This is a genomic window from Streptomyces sp. SUK 48 (assembly GCF_009650765.1).
Classification (GTDB): Bacteria; Actinomycetota; Actinomycetes; order Streptomycetales; family Streptomycetaceae; genus Streptomyces.
In genome coordinates, this window is record NZ_CP045740.1 from 7,341,322 (window position 1) to 7,363,690 (window position 22,369).

Consider the following 22,369-nt stretch of genomic DNA (forward strand, 5'->3'; position numbering starts at 1 on the left):
CCACCGCCCGCCGCCGCCCGGACCCCCGCCTCGGCGAGGACCAAAGCCGGAACTGGTTCTCGCCGCCGCCGACATGCGGAGAGACGAACAGCGGCTGGCGGCGGGGCGGGCCGATCAGCCGACCCTGGGGGCGCAGCGCATGCCGATATAGACGCAGCGTGTGCCGTCGGGCAGGCTGGAGAAGATCACCGGTGTGTAGTCCGTGCTGAAGGCCGAACCCACGCCCGTGCCGGCAAAGGCCGTCGGCGTGACCGGCAAGAGGTCGATCGGCAGGGGCTTCGAGAGGTCCTTCATGCCGTCGACGAACTCGTAGAGCGCGTGCCCGGCACCGTCCTTCTCGGTCACCGTGATGACCACACCCTCGCGCCGGTACGTGCCGACGAGCGGGGCCCAGTCCACCACGGGGGGCGCGGCCGGCGGGGTGAGGGACCCGGGCATGGTCACGCCCGCCAGGTCGGCGAGCAGCTCGCGGTAGAGCGCCGCGTACACCTCGCGCGCACCGCCGCCGTTGGTGAGCAGCGCGACGGCGACACCGGCCGACGGCACCACGCGCAGATAGCCGTACTGCCCGATGGAGGCACCGTCGTGGCCGTAGCCCTCGACGCCGTTCCAGTCGTACAGAGTCCAGCCCAGACCCCAGCCGTCCGAGCTGACGGTCCACTTGTCGGGGCAGTCCACCACCCGGCGTCGCATCAGGGCGACTGTCTCTTCCAGGAGCACGCGGGTGCCGTCCTCGGCCACGCCGCCGGCGAGGTGCATGCGCGCGAGCCGGACGAGGTCGCCCGCAGTGGCGATGACCCTGCCGTACGGGCCCGCCGATCGCGGCATCATGTCCCATTGCGGTGCCGGTGCCGGATCCTGGCCCGGCTCGCCCAGATGCCCCATGGCCGCGCGGAAGCGCAGCGCCTCTTCGGGCAGGGTCATGGTGTGGGTGAGGCCGAGCGGGGTCAGCAGCAGGTCCTTGAGCGCTTCGTCCCACGTCTTGCCGGTCACCACCTCGACGATCCGGCCGAGCACGTTGTAGCCGACGCTGCTGTACGAGATCGCGCTGCCGGGCGGGCAGTCCAGCGCCACGTCCTTCGCGGCCTCGACGTACTTGGCGAGGCAGTCGTCGCCGCGCCCGCTGTCGTGATTGAAGTCGCAGGTGAGCCCGCTCGTGTGGCTGAGCAGCCGGCGAATGGTGATCATCCTGGTCGCTTCGGGGCCACCGGCCGAGAACTCCGGCAGCACGTCCGTGACCGGGGCGTCCAGGGCGAGCCGGCCGGACTCGACGAGCCGCATCACCAGGGTGGCCGTGTAGATCTTGGCTATCGAGCCCATCTGGAAGACGGAATCGGTCGTCGTCTCCACGCCCGTGCCCCGGTGCAGGACGCCGCTCGCCCATGCGTGGACGGTCCCGTGGGCGAGGACGGCCAAGGACGCGCCCGGCACGTGGTGCTCGGCGCAGAGCTGGTCGAGGCGGGCCTGCCACCGGGCGCGATCCAGCCTCCACCCGGCCGAGTCCCGGGCCCCCCGCGCCCCTGCGGCACTCCGCTTCCGCTGTTCGTCAGCACTCATTCCGTTCAGCACAGTTGACTCCCCCTCGATGGCGTACAGCGTTCCGTGTTGCGCACACTGTACGCATCTCGGATCGCCCTTCGCAACATGCGTACGGTGTCGGCTACGGTGGGGGGCGACAAGCAGCGGATCGACCGATGGGAACGAGCGAGCATGTCTGCCGACGCGAAGCCGATCACCTCGGTGTGGACACGTCCGCATCGCCCGCAGCGGGAGAAGCTGACCCGGGAGCAGATCGTGACCGCGACGGTGGAGCTGCTGGACGCGGAGGGTGCCGAGGCGCTCAGCATGCGCAGACTCGGGACCTGTCTGAAGGCCGGGGCCACTTCCCTCTACCGGCATGTGGCCAATCGGGACGAGCTGATCCAGCTGGCCGTGGACGACGTGTTCGGCGAGATGGACCCGCCGGCCGCCGCCACCCGCGGGACCTGGCGCACGGCGGTCACCCGCGCCGCCGTCGACCTGCGGGCCATGGTCCTGCGCCACCCGTGGGTCGGCCCCGAACTCGGCCAGGTCGGCCTTCTCCACGTCGGCCCGAACGCCGTCCGCATGACCTCGGGCCTCCTCGCGCAGTTCGAGGCGGCCGGTTTCCCCGCGGGTGAGGAGGACATGGCCGCGGGGGCACTCATGTCCTACGTGGTCGGGATCGCCACCAGCGAGGCCGCGTATCTCTCACTGATCGACCGAAGTGGTGTCCCCGAGCGCGCGTGGCTGTCGGACCACAGCCCGGACTTCGGCGAGGAGACGGACCCGCGGCAGGTGCGCGAGGACCGCTTCGCCTATGGACTCGACCGAATCCTCGACGGCCTCGCCGGCCGGCTCGCGCCAGGCGATGACCGTGGTCCTCGCCCCACCGGCCGGTGACAGGACGCGCGCCGCGCACCCGGTGACCCACCCCTGCGTGCGCTCCCGGCACGCCGGCGATCGCCGCGTGGCGTACGTCGGCGGGGGAGCGCGTGCTCAAGGGTCGCGGGGGCGGGTCAGAACCGCAGTACTCCGGCGATCCCGTCCTCCTCGCCCAGCGTGCCGTCCGGCACGAAGCGGACGTCGGCGCCGGTCTCCAGGCACTGCTCCACGATCTCGTCCACGATGTCGTCGCGGGCGTCCAGATCGCCGGAGTCGGCCGGCACCAGGTGGTCGCCGTCGTCGCGGACCACGGCCCGGTAGCCGTCCTCCACGGCGAGCAGCCGCACCCGGCCCTCCCGGGCGCTGAGCCACAGCTCGTCCAGGCCCGCCGCGAAGGTGCGGTGGCCGCGGGCCGAGGTCAGCTCCTCGACGACGGAGTGGGCGCCCTTGGACTCCTCCGCCCGAAGGACCGGCCGGATGGCCTGCCACACCGCCTCGGGACCGGAGTGGGCGAGCCCGCCGTGCCCCACGTGCACCGCGTCCCTGGCGACCGTGCCGGCCTCGTCCAGCAGGGAGAGCGCCGCGCGTTCGCCGGTGACGTACAGCGGGCGGGGCTCCTCGCGCAGGACGGCGGCCATCGCGGTGTCCGCCTCGCGCAGGAACTGGCGGGTGCCCTCGTCCTGGAAGGTGCTCGGCAGATCGCCGATGCGCTCCTGCCGCTCGGCGTCGAAGTTCGGCCGGCTGCGGGTCAGCGGGAAGCCCCCGGTGTGGTCCTTCACCACCCGGTCCGCGCCGCCGCTCCACAGGGTGACCTGGTCGGCCGAGACCGAGAGCACCCAGAAGGGCCGCTCGGCCGCCTGCGCGGCGACCAGATTGCGGGTGAGGAAGGTGTCCGCGAGCACCACGCGCTCGGGAACGCTGCGGGCCAGCGACCAGACCTGGTGCTCGCCCGGCGCCGCGAAGATCACCAGACCGTCCTCGGCATGCGCGAGATCCACCTCGGCGAGCGCCCGGTCGAGCTGGGCGTCCACGTCCGCCCGCCGCTCCCGGGTCACGGCCGGATCGGCCTCCAGGCGCTTGCGGGCCTCGGCCAGCACATTGCGCAGCCGGACCGGATCCTGGTCGCTGCCGGCTCCGCGGCGGTGTGTCGGGGTCAGCACCGACACCGCCGGATAGGGCCGCGGACGCCGCAGTTCGGCAAGGGTTGCGGGACTCAGTGCGTGCTCCATGACAGCACCATAGGGCTGATTCACATGTACGGCATTCGGGGTATTCGGAACGTATGACCGCGTGCCGGGACGCGCCCGCGGTGCCCCGGTGGCCAGGCCGCCCGGGTGCCGGAGTGGTAATTGATCACAACGCCAGGCGGCGCGCGGCACTTGGGGAAATTTTTGCCGATGGCCGGTTCTCCGTGCCTGTGGCGCTCCCGCGCAGCGCATACCGGACCTCACGGAGGCAAAACGCGGCCGAAACCATCGGACGGCCGGTTGCGGCCGTGTTGCGTCCGCGTTGACCGGCGCCGGGCGCGGGCGGAGGCTCGTCATATAGGTGCTCGATACAACTGGTTCGTCGGCCGGCGCCGCGGCCCTCGCGAAAGCGCAGACGAGCGCGGCACCGGCGGTCGGCCGGAGGCTGGAGGCAGCACATGTGCGGCATCACCGGATGGGTGTCCTTCGATCGTGACCTGAGCGCCGAGGCCACCACATTGCATGCGATGACCGAGACGATGGCCTGCCGCGGCCCGGACGACCGCGGCACCTGGGCCGAGGGGCCCGCCGCCCTGGGCCACCGCCGGCTCGCCATCATCGACCTGCCCGGCGGCCGCCAGCCGATGTCCCTCGCGACCCCCGAGGGCACCGTCGCGCTGGTCTACTCCGGCGAGACCTACAACTTCACCGAGCTGCGCCGCGAACTGACCGACCGCGGCCACCGGTTCACCACCGACTCCGACACCGAGGTGGTCCTGCACGCCTACGTCGAATGGGGCGACGCGCTCGCCGAACGCCTCAACGGCATGTACGCGTTCGCCCTCTGGGACGGCCGCCGCGACAAGCTCGTGATGATCCGCGACCGCATGGGCATCAAGCCGTTCTACTACTATCGCACGCCCGACGGCGTCCTGTTCGGCTCCGAGCCCAAGGCGATCCTCGCCAACCCGCTGGCCCGCCCCCGGGTGACCCTCGACGGGCTGCGCGAGCTGCTCGTGATGATCAAGACCCCCGGGCACGCCGTCTGGGACGGCATGCGCGAGGTGGAGCCCGGCACGGTCGTCACCCTCGACCGCTCCGGACTGTCCACCCGCGTCTACTGGCGGCTGGAGACCCGCCCGCACGAGGACGACCGCGACACCACCATCGCCACCGTGCGCACCCTGCTGGACGACATCGTGCGCCGCCAGCTCGTCGCCGACGTGCCCCGCTGCACCCTGCTCTCCGGCGGCCTCGACTCCTCCGCCATGACCGCCATCGCCGCCCGTCAACTGGCCGAACAGGGCGAGACGGTGCGCTCCTTCGCCGTCGACTTCGTCGGCCAGACCGAGAACTTCGTCGCCGACGAACTGCGCGGCACCCCCGACACCCCCTTCGTGCACGACGTCGCCCGGCGCTCCCGCACCGAGCACCAGGACATCGTGCTCGACGCCGAGGCCCTCGCCGACCCCGCCGTGCGCGAACACGTCATCCGGGCCCGTGACCTGCCGACCGGTTTCGGCGACATGGACGCCTCACTGCTGCTGCTCTTCCGCGCCATCCGGCAGAAGTCCACGGTCGCCCTGTCCGGCGAGTCCGCCGACGAGGTCTTCGGCGGCTATCTCCAGTTCTTCGACGAGGACGCCCGCAGCGCCGACACCTTCCCCTGGCTGGTGCGCTTCGGCCGCCACTTCGGCGACGACTCCGACGTGCTGCGCACCGACCTGCTGAAGAGCCTCGACCTGGACGCGTATACGGCCGACGGCTACCGTACGGCCGTCGCGGGCATCGAACGCCTCGCCGGGGAGAGCGACTTCGAGTTCCGGATGCGGCAGATCTGCCATCTGCACCTCACCCGGTTCGTGCGCATCCTGCTCGACCGCAAGGACCGGATGAGCATGGCCACCGGCCTGGAGGTGCGGGTGCCGTTCTGCGACCACCGCCTGGTCGAGTACGTGTTCAACGCCCCCTGGGCCCTGAAGTCCTTCGACGGCCGGGAGAAGAGCCTGCTGCGCGAGGCGTCCAGGGACGTCCTGCCGCAGAGCGTGTACGACAGGGTCAAGAGCCCCTACCCGTCCACCCAGGACCCGCGCTACGCCCGCGCCCTCCAGGAGCAGGCCAAGGACCTGCTGGCCCGGCCCGCCCACCGGGTCTTCGACCTGGTGGACCGGGACCGGGTGCGCAAGGCCGCCGAACGCGAGGCCCCGGTGTCCGACCAGGCGGCCCGGCGCGGCCTGGAACGCACCCTGGACCTCGCGCAGTGGCTGGACCTGTACGCGCCGGAACTCGTCCTCGGCTGAGCGGCCCGCTCAGCTGGGGCTGGGACTCGGGCTGGTCGCGGCCGGGCTGACCGGGCTCGTCGGCGAGGAACCGGCCGGGCTCGGGCTGGCCGGGGCCGTCGGGCTCGGCGTCGTGGTGGCCGGGGCCGGGCTCGGCGTCGTCTTCGTCGGGGCCGGCTTCGGCTTCGGGCTCGTCCGGGTCTGCGCGCGGAGCCCCAGTGCCCGGTCCGCGGCCGTCGCCGAGGGCTGCCAGGACGTCGTCACCGGCTCCCACACGGCCACCTTGGACCCGGTGCCGAGCCGGGCGGGCGCGAACACGCGGCCCCAGCGGCCCGTCCAGTCGCCGACGGTGACCGACGCCGCCCGGCGGGCCTGCGGGTCCGCCGCGCGCACGATGGTGCGCACATCGGCGTGGACGGTCGCGCCCGCCGCGAGCCGCAGCCGGCCCGTGCCGTCCCCCGACACCGGGAGCGCGGCCCCGTCCAGGCCGCCGAACGTCACCAGCGGCACCCGGTCGATGGCGCAGGTGCGCCCGCTGCGGTTGGTGACGCTGACGCGCACCACGTTGGACCGGTGCGGCACGGTGGCCGCCCGCAGTGACAGCTCCCCCTGGACGCAGGGTGCCACCCGTGGGGCCCGGGCGGCCGCCTGTCCCGGCGGCGCGGTCAGCAGCAGGGCCGCCACGGCGGCGGAAGCGGCGGGTACGGCGATGGCGGCGCGCATGCGCATGATGGGTGTCCCTCCGGTCGCGGTCACGGACGCCGGTCGGCGGCCGGTGCCTTCATCGGTCGATGCGGTTCGGGAAGACGCTCCACTCCTTCCCGTCCGCCGGGCAGGAGCTGCCGTACGCGGGCAGGGAGCCGTGGAGCAGGAAGTCGTCCACCGTGCGGTGCACGCACACGGAGGAGCCGTAGCCGGTGTGCCCGTCGCCCTTGTTGTCGAGGACGACGGCCGCGGGGCCGAGCCGCTGCGCGGTCCTGACGGCCCACGGGTACGGCGTCGCCGGGTCGCCGCGGGTGCCCACCAGCAGCATCCGCGGCGTGTCGACGTCCTTCACCCCGGTGCGGATGAAGTCGCTGCCCCTGGGGCGGCCGTAGCACATCAGCACCTGGGTGAGCCGGTAGCGGCCGAAGACGGGGGACGCCTCGTCGTACGCGGCCCGCAGCCGCTTCAGGTCCCCGGCGATCCGGGCGGCGGAGGGCCGGTCGGGGTCGTCCGCGCAGTTGATCGCCATCAGGGCGGCCTGGAGATTGTCGGCCGGTACGTCCTGGGGGTCGACCAGTCCGTCGTGCCGGGGGGCACCCCGGCCCAGGACCGGCCCGGCGCCGCCGGCGGCGAAGCCCATGATGCCCCGCGGGTCCCCGTCCCGGGTCAGCGAGCCCAGCGCCCGCTCCAGCTGCGGCCACAGGTCCTTGCTGTACAGGGCCTGCACGATGGCGGCCACCAGGTCCTGCCCGGAGAACGGGTCGCCGCCGTCCGTCGTGACCGGGCGCCGGTCCAGCGAGCGCACCAGCCGGACCACCGTGTCGCCCGCCGTGCGCCGGTCCCGCCCGAACGGGCAGCCGGTGTCCCGCGCGCACCAGTCCAGGAAGTCCTCCAGCGCGGTCTGCTGCCCGCGCGCCCCGTCGACACCCTGCTCGGCGAGCGACTCGGTCAGGGTGTCCACGCCGTCCAGCGCCATCCGCCCCACGCGGTGCGGGAACTGGGCCGCGTACACCGAGCCGAGCCGTGTCCCGTAGGAGAATCCCAGGTAGTTGAGCTTCCGCTCACCGAGGGCTTGGCGGATCACGTCCAGGTCCCGGGCGGCGTTCACCGTCCCTATGTACGGCAGCACGGCACCGGAACTGCGCGCGCACGCGTCCGCGCTCTGCCGCAACCGCCGCAGCAGCGCCTGGGGATGGGCGAGGTCGGCGTCCGCGCCGGTGACGGCCGCGCCCTGGTCGCCGCCGTCGCCGCAGCTGACGGGGGAGGAGCGGCCGACGCCGCGCGGGTCGAAGGTGACCACGTCGTAGCCGTTGGTCAGTTCCATGAACTGCTTTCCGCCGTACGCCAGTTCGTTCACCCCGGCGCCGCCGGGGCCGCCGAAGTTCAGCAGCACCGAATGAGGGGACCGGCCGGTGCCGCGATAGCGGGCCAGCGCGAGATCGAGCGTGCCGGTCGCGGGACGGGCGTAGTCCAGCGGGACCGTCACCTTCCCGCACTGCATGTCCCGCGGCATCCCCGGGCCCGCGCAGGCGCCCCAGGCCACCTTCTGCCGGTAGAACCGGGACAGGTCGGGGCGGCCCGCCGCGGCCGGTGCCGGGGCCGCGGTCGCGGGTGCGGGCAGTGCGGAGCCGAGCAGCGCCAGGGCGAGGACTCCGGTACCCGCACAGCGCCGCACCGCGGACCGCGTGCACAGCTTGGCCAGCATCGATCGCCTCCCGAGGCGCCCGCAGCGGACCGGGACGGCGCCCTTTCGCTCACCATAAGTGGGCCCCGTTCGGCCCGCCTCCGGGCGAGCGGAACGGGGCCGGGTGCCGTATGCTCCGCGCCCGATTGGTGATCATTCATCGGCCTTACAAGCGGTTTATCGACGGTGCCACTCGATGGGGTGAAAGCCCGATGGGCCATAACTGGACTGGTTCGCCCGCGTTTTACCGGGTGCGGGTGACTGCCCGTGAACTTGTCTGGAAGGCAGGAACCAATGAGACGGGCTACCCGAAACGGTGTGATCGCCGCCGTCGCCGCCTCCGGTGCGATGGCCCTGGCGTGGCCGGTGTCCGCCGCGTTCGCGGCCGACGGCGCGAGCGCCGACGGTGTCGCGGCCGGCTCGCCCGGACTGATCTCCGGCAACGGCATCCAGCTGCCGGTGGACGTCCCGGTGAACGTGTGCGGCAACACGGTCGACGTGGTGGGGCTGCTGAACCCCGCCATGGGCAACACGTGCGCGAACGAGGCCGGTGCGGCCAGGGGCGGCTCGACCACCTCCGGCGGGGCCGCGGCCCACGGCGCCGTCCACCACTCCCCGGGAGCGATCTCGGGCAACGGGATCCAGCTCCCCGTCGACCTGCCGGTGAATGTCAGCGGCAACAGCGTCAATGTGGTGGGCCTGCTCAACCCGGCCATGGGCAACACCTCCGTCAACGGCGGCGGCGAGACCCCGAGCCACCCGGTGGCGCCCACCCCGCGGCCACCGGCCCCGCCCAAGTCCCACCCGGCCAAGCCGCACACCCCGCGGCCCGCGCCGGAGCCGGTCACCGCCTCGCTGGCCCACACCGGTACGGACCTGACCACCCCCGCGGCGGCCGGCAGCGCGGCGCTGCTGCTCACGGGCACCATCCTCTACCGCCGCTTCCGCCCGAGCCGTATGCGCTGACCCCCACCCTGACCCTCCACCGGTCACCGGGCCCCCACCGTCCAGCAGCCGACCGGACGCCGGCCCGGTGGAGTCTCGCGGCACACACCCGCACAGCGAGGGCACCTCCACAGGCGGGCACCGCTCGGCAGCGGGCGCGTCGACGGGCGCTTGCCGCACCTCGGCCGGTGCCGGTCGGCTGATCTCCCCGTGGTGCGAGGGCCGTTGATCCGCGAGGATGCTGCGGACACGGGCCGTCCGGTACGGCGGCCGGCCCCCGACGCAATGGAGCGCGCCGATGACTTCTCCCGCCCCCCACGACCTCGTCGTCACCCGGGCCGGCCTCGCCGACTGGCCGGTGATCAGCGGGTGGGCGGCGGCGGAGGGCTGGAACCCCGGACTCGCCGACGGACCCGCGTTCTTCGCCCAGGACCCCGAGGGCTTCTTCCTCGGCCGGATCGACGGAGAGCCGGTCTCGGCCGTCTCCGTCGTCACCTACGGCGCCGACTACGCCTTCCTCGGCTGCTACCTCGTCCGCCCCGACCTGCGCGGCCAGGGACACGGCCTCACCACCTGGAAGACCGCCCTGGCCCATGCCGGCACCCGCACCATCGGCCTCGACGGAGTCGTCGCCCAGCAGGACAACTACCGCCAGTCCGGCTTCCAGCTCGCCTACCGCACCGTCCGGTTCACCGGCACCGCCCCCGAGACGGACACCCCCGGGGGAGTCCGCCGGGCCGAGCCCGCCGACCTCGCCGCGATCACCGCCTACGACAGCGCCTGCCACCCCGCCGACCGCCCCCGCTTCCTCGCCGAGTGGCTCACCGCCCCGGGCCACCACACCGCCGTACGCCACCACGACGGGCGCCTCACCGGGTACGGCGTGATCCGCCCCGCCCGCGAGGGCCTGCGCGTCGGCCCGCTCTTCGCGGACACCGCCGAGGACGCCCGCGCCCTGTTCGCCGCGCTGGCCCGGGAGGCCGCAGGCCGCGAACTCGCCATCGACGTACCCGAACCCAACGCCGCCGGTACCGCCCTCGCCGAGGCCGCCGGGCTCACCCCCTCCTTCGAGACGGCCCGCATGTACACCGGCCCGGTCCGCGCCCATGCCCAGGACCGCGTCTTCGGCGTGACCACCCTCGAACTGGGCTAAGCGGGTAAACGCGTTGCCGCGCCCCCTCCCGCGTGATCGGGTGGGCGGCCATGGAGAAGAACGAGATCCTCGCCCTGTACGACCGCGACCTGCGCCGACACGCCGTCCCCGACGGACCCGGCGCCCGTGTCGAACGCGTCGGGGAGGTGGTGCGGCAGCTCGCCGACGCGCACGGCTGGAACGGTGTGCTGTGGACCGGCCTCGACGAGGCGGGCGCGGACGCGGCGATCCAGGAGCAGATCGCCGCCTTCACCGCCCTCGGCCACGACTTCGAGTGGAAGCTCTACAGCCACGACCGGCCCGCCGACCTCGGCGCCCGGCTGACCGCGGCCGGATTTCGCGCCGAGCCGGCCGAGACGCTGATGATCGGCGAGATCGACCGGCTCGACCTGGACGCCCGGCTCCCCGAGGGCGTGCGGCTGGTGGAGGTCGTGGACGAGGCGGGCGTCGACCTCTTCATCGAGACGCACGAGAAGGCGTTCGGGACCGACGGGACCCGGATGCGCCGGCGGCTGCTCGACCAACTGGCCGCCGATCCCGGTGCGATGGCCGTCGTCGTCGCGCTGGCCGGGACGGAGACCGTCAGCGCCGCCCGGATGGAACTGTTGCCCGGCACCCCGTTCGCCGGTCTGTGGGGCGGCGGCACCGCCGAGGCGTGGCGGGGCCGGGGCCTGTACCGCGCCCTCGTCGCCCACCGCGCCCGGATCGCCGCCACCCGCGGCTGCCGCTACCTCCAGGTCGACGCCTCGCCGATGAGCCGCCCCATCCTGGAGCGGCTCGGCTTCCTCGCGCTGAGCACCACGACCCCGTACCTTTACGAGATCACGGGAAGCTGACGGTACGTCAACGGCGTGCGAACGCCCGGTCGAGGGCGGCGATCCCCACCGCCGCCAGGGCGATCTGGATGAGCCACTCGATCCAGTCGGGCCCCTTGGTGTCCGCGACCCCGAGCCCCGCCGCGATCGCGGAGCCGATCAGCGCGGCCACGATGCCGACGACGATGGTCCACAGCACCCCGATGTGCTGCCGCCCCGGGACGACCAGCCGGCCCAGAACGCCGATGATCAGGCCGATGACGATCGCGCTGATGATGCCTGAAATCTCCATCTCCACCCCTCTGTACGGCGTGCACCCGTCCCTGGGAAAGGTGCCCGCTGCGGGCGCGGACAGTCCGGCGCGCTTTATTGCCGGGTCTTTCTGTTCACCGGCGCTTCATGCCATGTACCTTTCAAGCCATCGACGCGTGTAGAACCCTCAAGCGGGTTCTACGCGCGCAGACTTGGTGCCGCAACTCCCTCTCCCCACACCCCACACCCCACACCCCACACCCCACAACGGAGGTTCGCCGGATGCTCGGATCCACGAGATCCCGACGCAGAGTCACCACCGCACTCGCCGGTTTCGGCCTGCTCCTGACCGGAGCCGCCGTCCAGGTCGGTGCGAGCGCCCCCGTTCAGGCGGCGACCACGCACCGCGTGCTGTTCGACAACGCCCACGCCGAGACGGCCGGCAACGCCGACTGGGTCATCTCCACCAGCCAGCCCGACCCGCTGGCCCAGAACGCCAGCCCGCAGTCCGAGACGGACTGGACCGGCGCGCTCTCCTCCTGGGGCGTGGCGCTCCAGAAGACCGGCGACTACAGCCTGAAGACGCTGCCTTCCGGCCAGAGCCTGACCTACGGCGGCTCGTCCGCGCAGGACCTGTCGAACTTCGACGAGCTGGTCCTGCCGGAGCCCAACACGATGTTCACCACCGCCGAGAAGACGGCGATCATGAACTTCGTGAAGAACGGCGGCGGGCTGTTCATGATCTCCGACCACACCGGTGCCGACCGCAACAACGACGGCAACGACGCGGTCGAGATCCTCAACGACCTGATGACGAACAACGGCGTGGACAACACCGACCCGTTCGGCTTCTCCATCGACGCGCTGGACGTCAAGTCCGGCTATCCGGCCGCGATCAGCGACAGCACCGACCCGGTGCTGAACGGCTCCTTCGGCAAGGTCACCAAGAGCCTGTTCGCCGACGGTACGACCGCCACCCTCAAGCCCGCCGACAACGCGGCCGCCAAGGGCCTGGTCTACCGCAGCGGTTACTCGGGCAACACCGGTGCCTTCTTCCTGACCAGCACCTTCGGCGCCGGACGCGTCGCGTTCTGGGGCGACAGCTCCCCGATCGACGACGGCACCGGCAGCTCCGGCAACACCCTGTACGACGGCTGGAACGACACCGGCGCCACCAACGCGCCGCTCGCCCTGAACGCCACCGCGTGGCTCGCCGGTGCCGGCGGCACCGGCGGCGGGACCGGTGGTGGCACCGGCGGCGGTGGCACGGGTGGCGGCGGCACCGGCACCTGCACCGCGGGCCAGCTGCTCGGCAACAACGGCTTCGAGTCGGGCGACACCACCTGGAGCGCGTCCGGCAAGGTCATCACCAACGCCGCGGGCGAGTCGGCCCACTCGGGTTCGTACTACGCCTGGCTCGACGGCTACGGCACCGCCACCACCGACACGCTCTCCCAGCCGGTGGCCGTCCCGGCGGGCTGCACCTCGGCCAAGCTGAGCTTCTACCTGCACGTCGACACGGCCGAGACCTCGACCACCACCGCCTACGACACCCTCAAGGTGCAGGTGCTGAACGGCTCCGGCACGGTGCTGGGCACCCTGGCGACGTACTCGAACCTCAACGCCGGCTCGGGCTACACCCAGCGCAGCTTCGACCTCAGCGGCTACGCCGGACAGAACATCACCCTTCAGTTCACCGGCACCGAGGGCTCCAAGTACCAGACCTCGTTCGTCGTGGACGACACCGCGCTCAACGTGAGCTGAGCGCCCGCGCACGCGAGGGGGGTGGGTCCGGCGGGACCCACCCCCCTCGTCATGCCGCCGGCACGGTCCGCTGCGGGGTGTTCCACCCGGAGACCCGCACCCGCGGGGCCGCGCCGCGCAGATCGGCCGTCCGGTAGACGGCGGTCAGCGTCACCGACTCGCCCGGCCACAGCCCCACCTCGTTGTCCGACCAGCGCACCGGCAGCACCGGCGCCCCGCGCCCGTCGACCAGGTGCACGTCCGTCAGCAGCGAGGGCGTCCGCCCGTCGGTGGTGTTGCGCAGGGTCACCGTGGTGGTCGACGTACCGCCTCCCGAACGGGTGGTGGCGGTCGCCGCCACCGACGCCGGTGCCATCGAGGCCAGCCCGGTGAGGTCGGCGTAACCGGTCGTCGGGGTGTACCACCAGGTGGTGCGCGGCCAGTCGAGCGTGTCCTGCCGGGCGGAGAGCCAGTACACGTTCCGGCTCACCTCCCGGCCGCCCGCGTCGGTCAGCACCAGCCGCAGCAGGTACGTCCGCGCCAGCCCGGGCACCGAGTCCGGCAGGGTCAGCGCGTCCGTGTGCGCCCCGTCCCCGGGCACCGACAGATCGGCGGCCGCCCCGTCGTAGCGCTGGGTGCCGTCCGGGTCGAAGAGCGTGGCCCGCGCGGTGAGACCGCGTGCCGCCCCGGGCCGGTTGTTCACCACCGTCACCGAGTGGTCGTCGTACCCGTACTGGATGTGCAGCGGCTCGTTGGCCTTCTTCGCGCCGAAGTAGGCGCCGCCCTGGTCGAGATAGCGGTCCGTCAGCTGCCAGTGCAGGGACGTCCAGCCGCTGTTGAACATCCAGTGGATCACCCCGGTCGCCGGCTGCTCGGCATCCGTCGCGTTGCGTTCGTACGCCTCGAACTGCGCCCGCACGTTCTCGTACTGGGCCAGCTGGGCCTTGCGGACGTAGTCGGCGAGGCCGGTGGGGGCGCCGTAGCGGGCGGCGAGCGCGGCGTCGTAGAGCGAGAGCGTGCCGAAGGTGGCGGACGGCGAGCGGTGGTACTGCCGGGCCCCGGGGTCCTGCCAGAGGCTGTCCAGCTCGGCCGGGGTGAGCATCCGGCGCAGGGTGTCCAGGGTGGGGATGCTCGGGCCCGCGCTGGTCTCGGAGTTGAAGCCGGTGGCGCCGCCCTCGCGCTTGGCGTACCAGTAGTCCGGCGGCACCCAGTCGTAGGGGCCGGTCATCTTCATGCCCGAACTGCCGAGCCGTGGCGAGGACTTGTCGGAGGCGGCGGAGACGACCGGGAGGTTCCAGTCGGCGGCCCGCAGCGCGTCCAGGTAGTTCTTCTCGATCGTCGCGTCGGGCGCGAAGTCGCTGCCGATCAGGAAGGAGATCACGCTCGGGTGGTCCCGCAGCCGGGCGGCCTCGGCGGCCATCGACGCCTTCGCCACCGGGTAGTCGGCCGGGGTCCACTTCTCTCCGTTCTCCGTGCCGTTGACCTGCCCCTCCCACTTGGTGCAGCACTCCCAGCCCGGCAGGGTGAGCACCCCGTACCGGTCGGCCAGCCCGAAGAACTCGTCCGGCTCCAGGTGGCCCTCCAGGCGCAGGGTGTTCAGGCCCAGGTCGACGGCGTAGCGCAGCCGGTCCTCAGCGTAGGTGCGGTCCCAGCGCAGGAACTCGTCCGGCGACCAGCCACCGCCCTTGATCAGCAGCGGGCGGCCGTTGATCCGGTACTGGCGGGCCCCCGCCGCGTTCAGCGGTGCCTGGACGTCACGGATGCCGAAGGACTCGTGCGCGGTGTCGGAGGTCGCGCCCGCCACGCGCGCGGTCAGGTCGAGGCCGTACAGCGGCTGCCCGCCCATCCCGGCCGGCCACCACACCCTGGGCGCGGCCAGGCGCAGTCCGGGCACGTCGGCGGGCGAGAAGGTGACGGTCCGGGTCTCGTGCGCGGCGAGCCGGACCGTCCTGCCGAAGCGTGTCGCGCCGATGGCGCCGGTGACCTCGGCGGTGACGGCCGCGTCGGAGTCGTTGCGGGCCCGCGCCCGGACCGTGAGGCCGGCGGTGGCGAGGGACGGCACGGCCAGCCTCGTGACCACATGGGTGTCGCGCAGCGCCACCGGGCCGCCCCGGCGCACCAGGACGTCCCGGACGATGCCCATGTTCCGGTCGGGCGGCGGCTGGAGCCAGTCCAGCCAGCCGATGGTCAGGTCCTTGCTCGGCTCGTTGGGCCGGACCCGGAAGGCGACCGTGTTGACGCCGGGGCGCACCAGGGCGGTGACGTCCAGCTCGTGATGGGTGTAGGCGCCGGTGACGTCCCGGGCGGCGGCCACCCGGCGGCCGTTGACGTACACGTCGGCGGCGGAGACGACCCCGCTGAAGTCGAGGTGGGTGCGGCGCGCGGTGTCGGCGACGGTGAAGTCCGAGCGGTACCACCAGGGCACCTCGAAGTCGGCCTTCGGGATCTTCGCCAGGTTGGTGGAGCGGAACGGGTCGTCGTACACCCCGGCGGCCAGCAGCGCGGCCAGCACCGTGGAGCGCGGGCCCGCCGGGTACCAGCCGCGCGCCGCGTAGCCGGGGGAGGAGACGGCCGCGGGGGAGTCGCCCACCTTCGCCGTGGACTGGACGGCGAAGGCGGCGAGCGGGGTGGCGGTGCCGGCGGCCGAGGGCACCTGGGTGATCCGGGTGGACGCCTTCAGCTCCGCGACCGGCCGCAGCGGCGGCACGGGGAGGTGCGGGTCGGCCCAGACGCCGGTGGTGAGGTAGCCCAGCAGGGCGAGGAGCCCGGTGGCCGTGGCGAGTCGATGGCCGGGGGCGGGGCGAGGGAACACAGACGGTCTCCAGGCTCGTAAAGTTAGGAAACTTTACTAACCGGGCTTAAGCTAGGTCGCCGTCCCAGGGCTGTCAACGACCGTCGCCCCAGCGCATGCTGAATATCCGTCAACCGCCGCACCCGGCGCGCGGATTCTCATAGGGTCCCCTCCCCGACGCCTCCAGGAGTCCCCATGTCCGGTAGCCCGCCGCCCCCGGGCGGCCTCGTCCGCCGGGTCGGGCTGTTCCAGGCCACGGCCATCAACATGAGCCAGATGTGCGGCATCGGCCCGTTCGTCACCATCCCGCTGATGGTCGCCGCGTTCGGGGGTCCCCAGGCGGTCGTCGGGTTCGTCGCGGGCGCGGTGCTTGCGCTGTGCGACGGACTCGTCTGGGCCGAACTGGGCGCCGCGCTGCCCGGCTCCGGCGGCAGTTACGTCTATCTGCGCGAGGCGTTCCGGTACCGCACCGGCAGGCTGATGCCGTTCCTGTTCGTGTGGACGGCGATGCTGTTCGTGCCGCTGATCATGTCCACGGGCGTGGTCGGCTTCGTGCAGTACCTCGGCTATCTCCTGCCCGGCCTCGACGGCCCGGCCGGCGATCTGACCGGCCTCGGCGTCATCGCCCTGGTCGTGCTGCTGCTGTGGCGCGGCATCGAGCACATCGCGCGGATCACGGCCGTGATGTGGACCGTGATGATCGCCTCGGTGGTCCTGGTGATCGCCGCCGCCGCGACGGACTTCAGCCCGCGTCTCGCCTTCACCTACCCGGCGGGCGCCTTCGACCTGACCGGTGGTCACTTCTGGGCCGGCTTCGCCGCGGGCCTGACCATCGGCGTCTACGACTACCTCGGCTACAACACCACCGCCTACATGGGCGCCGAGATCAAGGACCCCGGCCGCGTGCTGCCGCGCTCCATCGTCTACTCGATCCTCGGCATCATGGCGATCTACCTGCTGCTCCAGATCGGCACGCTCGGCGTCGTCGACTGGCACCGGATGAGCGACCCGGGCGACATCGCGTCCACCTCGGTGGCCTCCGCGGTCCTGGAGCGGACCTGGGGCAGGGGCGCCGCGGACACGGTCACCGTGCTCATCCTGATCACCGCCTTCGCCTCCGTGTTCACGGGCCTGCTGGGCGGCTCCCGGGTGCCGTACGACGCCGCGCGCGACCGGGTCTTCTTCCGGCCGTACGCCAGGCTGCACCCCCGGCACCGCTTCCCCACGCTGGGCCTGGCGACCATGGGCGTGATCACCGCGGTCGGCTTCCTGATCGGCCGGCACACCGATCTGGCGACCCTGATCCAGCTGCTCACCACCGTGATGGTGATCGTGCAGGCGCTGGCCCAGATCGTCGCCCTGACGGTGCTGCGCGCCCGGCGGCCCGACCTGCGCCGCCCGTACCGCATGTGGCTCTACCCGCTGCCGTCCCTGGTGGCCTTCGCCGGCTGGTGCGTGATCTATGCCGGTGCCGACCGGAACTCACCGGGCCGGCACCCCGTCGAATGGTCCCTGGCCTGGCTGGTCCTCGGCTGCGCGGCCTTCCTGGTCTGGGCGCGGCGGGAGAAGGTCTGGCCGTTCGGGGCGAAGGAGACCGCCGAGGAGCGCCCGGCCGGACGGGACGCCGAGACCGTATGAGCCTCGGGGAGCTATGATCCGAGCAGCGTCATGAGCCTCCCCGGCCGGACTTCAAGTCCGCCCGGGGAGGCTCTCGTTCATGACCGAGAACATGAACGAGAACGCGGACATGGACGAAGGCATGGGCGGGACGATGGCCGGGGACCTTCGGGTCCGCCCCGCGACACTCCACGACCGGCCCGCCGTCGAGCGGCTGTGGCTGATGTTCCGCCATGACATGTCCGAGTACCAGGGCGGACTGCCCGCGGCCGACGGCACGTTCCGCGGCGAGCGGGTGGCGGCCGCGTTCACCGGCGACGGCTGGGCGCCGTACCTGCTGACCTGCGGGGACCGGCTCGCCGGGTTCGCCTTCGTGCGGGGGCTCGACGGGCCGGTGCGGGTGCTGAACAGCTTCTTCGTGGTGCGGGGCGCCCGGCGCGGGGGTGTGGGGCTGCGCGCCGTACAGGAGGTGCTGCGGCGGCATCCGGGCCGCTGGGAGGTGGCCTTTCAGCGGGACAACACGGGCGGGGCGGCCTTCTGGCACCGGGTCGCGGAGAAGGTCGCGCCGGGGGAGTGGAGCCGCACCGAGCGGGCGGTGCCGGGGCGGCCGGAACTGCCCGGAGACCTGTGGCTGAGCTTCACCGTGAGGCGCTGAGCGAAGCCCGGGCGGACGGGCGCGGACGCCGAACGGAGGGGCGCGGACGCGGAAGGGGAGGACCGGTCCGCTGGGCGCACCGGCCCTCCGTCCTTCTTCCTTCCGTGTTCTTCTTCTCTTTCTCCTTCTCGACGATCCGCTCCTTCCTCGCGCGTTCTCGTCGTTCTTCCTTCCCCGCTAGGGCCTGGGCGTGCTCTTCGTGGCCTTCGCCGATGTCGCGGCGCAGACGATGCCGAGGAGAAGGGCCAGCGCGCCGATCACGACGTTGTTGATGATCACACCGGTGTCCGGGGCGCTCCCCACGATCCACGGGGCGATGATCATCCAGACGCCCAACGCGCACATGGCCCAGCTGAGGCCGTACATCCGCTCGGGGGCCCTGGTGAATCCCAGCGCCAGCAGCCCGATCGCGATACCCATGATCAGGTTGTGGGTCATGAGCGCCGGCTGACCGGCGGTGTAGTGCAGGATCCAGGGCGATGCCGCGCAGTACAGGCCGAGCAGGAACACCGGCCCGTCCACGAGCGCCACATCACGGCCGCCGAGCATGCGGGCGTAGCGTTCCCGCATTTCGGGGACATCGGGGTGGGTCGACATGTCACCCCTGTGCGAGACGTTGGCCATGACTTTCGTCTCCTTCGAATGCGCAGGCCAGACCGCTGATGGTGCGGTGTTCAGCGAACCCCGCACTACCCATCTTGCGCCTGTTCGCGGTGTATGTGTAGCGGAGGGGCGGGTTGTCGTGTATGGGGTCCGGTCATGCAGGTCCCCGAACGGCACGTCCCGGCACCGGACACACCCTCACCGCCGGGCGGGGACGCTCCGCGCGCCCGTATGACTACCATCGTGTAGACAGTCCGCACAGGATCATAGGGACCACAGGGACGACGAGGAGGGTGAGGACGTTTCCATGACCGACGCCAAGGACGAACGCCGGCCGGCCGGTGGACTGGAGGCGAGCGTCATGGCCGCGCTCTGGGCCGCCGACGGGCCCCTGACTCCCGGGCAGGTCCAGTCCGGCCTGGGCGCGGACCTGGCGCGTACGACGGTGACGACCATCCTCAGCCGCCTGCACGACAAGGGCGTGGTCGAACGGCAGCGCAGGGGCCGCGGCTTCGTGTACTTCCCGGTCCGGGAGGTCCCGGACGCCCACGGCCTCACCGCCCGCCGGATGCACACCGAGCTGGACCGGGACAGCGACCGGGAGACCGTGCTCGCCCGCTTCGTCGCCCAGCTCAACCCCGACGACGAGCGCATCCTGCGGGATCTCCTCGAATCCGACGGCTGATGAGAGCCCCCGGCCGATGACCGCCCTGCTCCTGCTGCCCCTGCTGCTGCCCTGCGCGCTGCCGCCGCTGGCCCGGCAGGCCCTCGCCCGGCTGGCCCCGGCCGCCGCGCTGTGGGCCGTCACGGGCTGCGCGGTGGTGCTCGGCGGCTGCTCGCTGGCCGCGCTCGGCGCCTTCGTGCTGATCGGGCTGCTGCGGCTGCCCCTGTTCGCCGCGTTCGGCGAGTTCATCCATCCGCTGCACACCGCGCCCGCCCTGATCGTGGTGCCGGCCGCCGCCACCTCGGTCGGCGCCCTCGCCGTCTGCTGCTGGACCCTCGCGCGCTCGGTGCTGCGCCAGGGCCGTGCCTTCCGTACCGCCCGCACCGAGGCCGGCCGGCGGCCCGCCGCCGGTGATCTGTGCGTGGTGGACTCGCCCCGCCCCGACGCCTACGCGCTGCCCGGCCGGCCGCACCGCATCGTCGTCACCACCGCGATGCTGCGCAGCCTGGACGGACCCGAGCGCGAGGCGCTGTTCGCGCACGAGCGGGCGCACAACGAGGGCGGCCACCACTACTTCCTCGCCGCCGCCGAACTCGCCGCGCACTGCCACCCCGCGCTGCGGCCGGTCCGTACGACCGTCCGGCTGGCCGCCGAGCGGGCCGCCGACGAGGCGGCCGCCGCCCGGGTGGGGGACCGCCGGCTGACCGCGCGGGCCATCGCCCGTGCCGCCCTCGCCGGGCAGGCCGACGGCACTGCCCGGCCCGACTTCGCGGCCGGGGCGACCACGGGCCCGGTACCGCAGCGGGTCCAGGCCCTGCTGGGGGCGCCCGGTCGGCCCCGCAGGGGCCGGGCCGTCGCCGCGCTGCTCATCGCCTGCACCGCCCTGTCCGGGGCGGCCGCCGCGGCCGGGCTGGCGGACTTCCACCACCGGGTGGAGGTGGCCCAGGGCGAGGAGGCGCCCTGACGCGGCGGTGAGGGCGCGTCGATTCGGCAGGGTAGAGGCGCTCCGGCCCTTACGCGGCGGTGAGGGCGCGCCCGGCGCGGCGTGGCGCTCCGGCCGCCTGAGTGCCCCCCGCCCGCCTGAGTGCGCCCCGTCCGTGAGTGCCTCCCGGCGGCCTCCTCTCGATACCCGTCCGACGCCTCGGCGACGCGCGTAGACAACTCCTCGGCAACGCGCGTAGACAAGAATCTGGTTTTACGTATAACCTCACCGGCTAACCCACCCCGTCGGCACCGTCGGCCGTCTGATCGACCCCGGTACGAACCTGCTGAGGAACGCCCTGCCATGACCGCCCCCCGCATCGACACCGACACCCTGCGCCGCCTCCCCAAGGCCGTGCTGCACGACCACCTCGACGGCGGCCTGCGCCCCGCCACCCTGGTGGAGCTGGCGGCCGAGGCCGGGCACCAGTTGCCCACCACGGACCCGGACGAGCTGGCCGCCTGGTACGTCGAGGCCGCCAACTCCGGTGACCTGGTGCGCTACATCGCCACCTTCGAGCACACCCTCGCCGTGATGCAGACCCGCGAGGGCCTGCTGCGCACCGCCGAGGAGTACGTCCTGGACCTCGCCGCCGACGGCGTGGTCTACGGCGAGGTGCGCTACGCCCCCGAGCTGAACACCCGGGGCGGGCTGAGCCTCCCGGAGGTCGTGGAGAGCGTGCAGGAGGGCCTCGCCGCCGGCATGGCGAAGGCCGCCGCCGCGGGCACCCCGGTGCGCGTCGGCACCCTGCTGTGCGGCATGCGGATGTTCGACCGCGTCGCCGAGGCCGCCGACCTGGCCGTGGCCTACCGGGACGCCGGGGTCGTCGGCTTCGACATCGCCGGTGCCGAGGACGGCTTCCCGCCCGCGGACCACCTGGCCGCCTTCGAGCACCTGCGCCGCGAGAGCGTGCCCTTCACCATCCACGCCGGCGAGGCGTACGGCCTGCCCAGCATCCACCAGGCGGTCCAGGTGTGCGGCGCCCAGCGCATCGGGCACGGCGTGCGGCTGACCGAGGACATCGTGGACGGCAAGCTCGGCCGGCTCGCCTCCTGGGTGCGCGACCGCCGGATCGCCCTGGAGATGTGCCCCACCTCCAACCTCCAGACCGGCTGCGCCACCTCGATCGCCGAGCACCCCGTCACCGCGATGAAGGACCTCGGCTTCCGGATCACCCTGAACACCGACAACCGCCTGGTGTCGGGCACCACGATGACCCGGGAGATGGCGCTGCTCGTCGAGGAGGCCGGCTGGGGCGTCGAGGACCTGCGGACGGTCACGGTGAACGCGCTCAAGAGCGCCTTCATCCCGTTCGACGAGCGCAAGGCCCTCATCGAGGACGTGGTCGTGCCGGGCTACGCCGCCGCGCTCTGAGCCAGCCCCTGAGGTAGGCGGCCTGTCCGATGTGCTGGAGATCGTCGGACAGGACGCTCACCAGGCGCGCGCCGAGCGTGACCGGCGGGTCCCAGCGCTCGTCCACGATGCCTTCGAGGTCCTTGGCGGCCAGTGCGCGCAGCGCGCCCAGCGTCTGCTCGTGCACCGCGTCGTAGTACCCGCTCAGCAGGCCGGCGCTGTCCACCCGCACCTTCGCGACCTTGGCCGGGGTGTGCCCGTAGCCGGTGTCGGCGCGCGGCAGGTCGAGGCCGAACCGCTTCTCCCAGCCGTCAAAGAGCCACACCTGGTCGAGTCCGAAGGCGTCGGCGATGTGGTCGTCCTGCACCCGGGTGAGATGCCACACCAGCCAGGCGACGGTGTTGGCGCCCGGGGCCGGGCTGTGGTGCAGCTCGCCCGGTCCGAGGCCGTCGAGGGTGGCGTGGACTTCTTCCTGGATGCGGCCGTAGCCGTCGATGAGGATGTCCTTGGCATGCATACCGTCCACCATCACAGATGG

19 protein-coding genes are annotated in these 22,369 nt (G+C 72.7%); 11 read left to right on the top strand and 8 right to left on the bottom strand.

The features are described 5' to 3' along the window. Positions 1 to 114: 114 nt before the first annotated feature. Positions 115 to 1,557, bottom strand: a complete 1,443-nt coding sequence (locus GHR20_RS32530) for a serine hydrolase domain-containing protein (RefSeq protein ID WP_153815214.1) — start codon at positions 1,555 to 1,557, stop codon at positions 115 to 117. 153 nt (positions 1,558 to 1,710) lie between these two features. Here GHR20_RS32530 and GHR20_RS32535 point away from each other — a divergent pair, with 153 nt between their 5' ends. Further along, a complete protein-coding gene (locus tag GHR20_RS32535) occupies positions 1,711 to 2,421 on the top strand; it encodes a TetR/AcrR family transcriptional regulator C-terminal domain-containing protein (protein WP_153815215.1) in 711 nt (236 codons plus the stop codon). A 116-nt stretch (positions 2,422 to 2,537) separates the two neighbouring features. Here GHR20_RS32535 and GHR20_RS32540 read toward each other — a convergent pair whose 3' ends face one another. Further along, positions 2,538 to 3,632, bottom strand: coding sequence for a chemotaxis protein (locus GHR20_RS32540; RefSeq protein ID WP_153815216.1), 1,095 nt, complete (start codon positions 3,630 to 3,632; stop codon positions 2,538 to 2,540). A gap of 416 nt (positions 3,633 to 4,048) precedes the next feature. Between GHR20_RS32540 and asnB the strand changes: the two genes are divergently transcribed. After that, positions 4,049 to 5,890 carry an asparagine synthase (glutamine-hydrolyzing) gene (gene asnB / locus GHR20_RS32545; protein ID WP_111583473.1) on the top strand — a complete coding sequence of 614 codons (1,842 nt, stop codon included), beginning with the start codon at positions 4,049 to 4,051 and terminating at the stop codon, positions 5,888 to 5,890. Between the two features lie 9 nt (positions 5,891 to 5,899). Here asnB and GHR20_RS32550 read toward each other — a convergent pair whose 3' ends face one another. Together GHR20_RS32550 and GHR20_RS32555 are read right to left on the bottom strand one after the other, a co-directional pair. Beyond that, on the bottom strand, positions 5,900 to 6,598 hold the full coding sequence (locus tag GHR20_RS32550; protein ID WP_153815217.1) for a DUF4232 domain-containing protein: 699 nt from the start codon (positions 6,596 to 6,598) through the stop codon (positions 5,900 to 5,902). A 52-nt stretch (positions 6,599 to 6,650) separates the two neighbouring features. Next, positions 6,651 to 8,279 carry an alpha/beta hydrolase gene (locus GHR20_RS32555; protein WP_153815218.1) on the bottom strand — a complete coding sequence of 543 codons (1,629 nt, stop codon included), beginning with the start codon at positions 8,277 to 8,279 and terminating at the stop codon, positions 6,651 to 6,653. A gap of 297 nt (positions 8,280 to 8,576) precedes the next feature. On the opposite strand from GHR20_RS32555, the gene GHR20_RS32560 reads away from it, so the two are divergent. From GHR20_RS32560 to GHR20_RS32570, 3 genes are all read left to right on the top strand, one after another. After that, the gene (locus GHR20_RS32560; RefSeq protein WP_153815219.1) at positions 8,577 to 9,224 is read left to right on the top strand and encodes a chaplin; all 648 of its coding nucleotides are present in this window, start codon (positions 8,577 to 8,579) and stop codon (positions 9,222 to 9,224) included. Between the two features lie 277 nt (positions 9,225 to 9,501). Further along, positions 9,502 to 10,356 carry a GNAT family N-acetyltransferase gene (locus tag GHR20_RS32565; RefSeq protein WP_153815220.1) on the top strand — a complete coding sequence of 285 codons (855 nt, stop codon included), beginning with the start codon at positions 9,502 to 9,504 and terminating at the stop codon, positions 10,354 to 10,356. A 50-nt stretch (positions 10,357 to 10,406) separates the two neighbouring features. Further along, positions 10,407 to 11,192, top strand: a complete 786-nt coding sequence (locus GHR20_RS32570; protein ID WP_153815221.1) for a GNAT family N-acetyltransferase — start codon at positions 10,407 to 10,409, stop codon at positions 11,190 to 11,192. Between the two features lie 7 nt (positions 11,193 to 11,199). Here the strand turns inward: GHR20_RS32570 and GHR20_RS32575 are convergent, their stop codons facing one another. Beyond that, entirely contained in the window at positions 11,200 to 11,463 is a 264-nt protein-coding gene (locus tag GHR20_RS32575; RefSeq protein WP_111583710.1) for a GlsB/YeaQ/YmgE family stress response membrane protein, read from the bottom strand. A gap of 242 nt (positions 11,464 to 11,705) precedes the next feature. Between GHR20_RS32575 and GHR20_RS32580 the strand changes: the two genes are divergently transcribed. Then, the gene (locus tag GHR20_RS32580; protein ID WP_153815222.1) at positions 11,706 to 13,187 is read left to right on the top strand and encodes a hydrolase; all 1,482 of its coding nucleotides are present in this window, start codon (positions 11,706 to 11,708) and stop codon (positions 13,185 to 13,187) included. Positions 13,188 to 13,236: 49 nt separating this feature from the next. Here the strand turns inward: GHR20_RS32580 and GHR20_RS32585 are convergent, their stop codons facing one another. Then, entirely contained in the window at positions 13,237 to 15,978 is a 2,742-nt protein-coding gene (locus GHR20_RS32585; protein WP_153815223.1) for a sugar-binding domain-containing protein, read from the bottom strand. Positions 15,979 to 16,152: 174 nt separating this feature from the next. Here GHR20_RS32585 and GHR20_RS32590 point away from each other — a divergent pair, with 174 nt between their 5' ends. Both GHR20_RS32590 and GHR20_RS32595 read left to right on the top strand, forming a co-directional pair. Further along, complete coding sequence (locus GHR20_RS32590) at positions 16,153 to 17,595, top strand: APC family permease (RefSeq protein ID WP_153815224.1); 1,443 nt, start codon at positions 16,153 to 16,155, stop codon at positions 17,593 to 17,595. A 121-nt stretch (positions 17,596 to 17,716) separates the two neighbouring features. Beyond that, positions 17,717 to 18,229, top strand: a complete 513-nt coding sequence (locus tag GHR20_RS32595) for a GNAT family N-acetyltransferase (protein WP_153816223.1) — start codon at positions 17,717 to 17,719, stop codon at positions 18,227 to 18,229. A 177-nt stretch (positions 18,230 to 18,406) separates the two neighbouring features. Here GHR20_RS32595 and GHR20_RS32600 read toward each other — a convergent pair whose 3' ends face one another. Continuing rightward, positions 18,407 to 18,853: an SPW repeat protein gene (locus tag GHR20_RS32600; protein WP_153815225.1), complete on the bottom strand. Its 447-nt coding sequence runs from the start codon at positions 18,851 to 18,853 to the stop codon at positions 18,407 to 18,409. Positions 18,854 to 19,139: 286 nt separating this feature from the next. Here GHR20_RS32600 and GHR20_RS32605 point away from each other — a divergent pair, with 286 nt between their 5' ends. The 3 genes from GHR20_RS32605 to GHR20_RS32615 all read left to right on the top strand — a co-directional run bounded on the left by GHR20_RS32605 (position 19,140) and on the right by GHR20_RS32615 (position 21,852). Then, the gene (locus GHR20_RS32605) at positions 19,140 to 19,517 is read left to right on the top strand and encodes a BlaI/MecI/CopY family transcriptional regulator (RefSeq protein ID WP_153815226.1); all 378 of its coding nucleotides are present in this window, start codon (positions 19,140 to 19,142) and stop codon (positions 19,515 to 19,517) included. Positions 19,518 to 19,533: 16 nt separating this feature from the next. Then, positions 19,534 to 20,460 (top strand): M48 family metalloprotease, encoded by a 927-nt coding sequence (locus GHR20_RS32610; RefSeq protein WP_153815227.1) that lies wholly within the window; start codon positions 19,534 to 19,536, stop codon positions 20,458 to 20,460. Positions 20,461 to 20,781: 321 nt separating this feature from the next. Beyond that, positions 20,782 to 21,852, top strand: coding sequence for an adenosine deaminase (locus tag GHR20_RS32615; RefSeq protein ID WP_153815228.1), 1,071 nt, complete (start codon positions 20,782 to 20,784; stop codon positions 21,850 to 21,852). On the opposite strand, the gene GHR20_RS32620 is transcribed toward GHR20_RS32615, so the two are convergent. Further along, a complete protein-coding gene (locus tag GHR20_RS32620; protein ID WP_153815229.1) occupies positions 21,809 to 22,348 on the bottom strand; it encodes a DUF664 domain-containing protein in 540 nt (179 codons plus the stop codon). The two genes, GHR20_RS32615 and GHR20_RS32620, sit on opposite strands and share 44 nt — an antisense overlap. Positions 22,349 to 22,369: the final 21 nt, after the last annotated feature.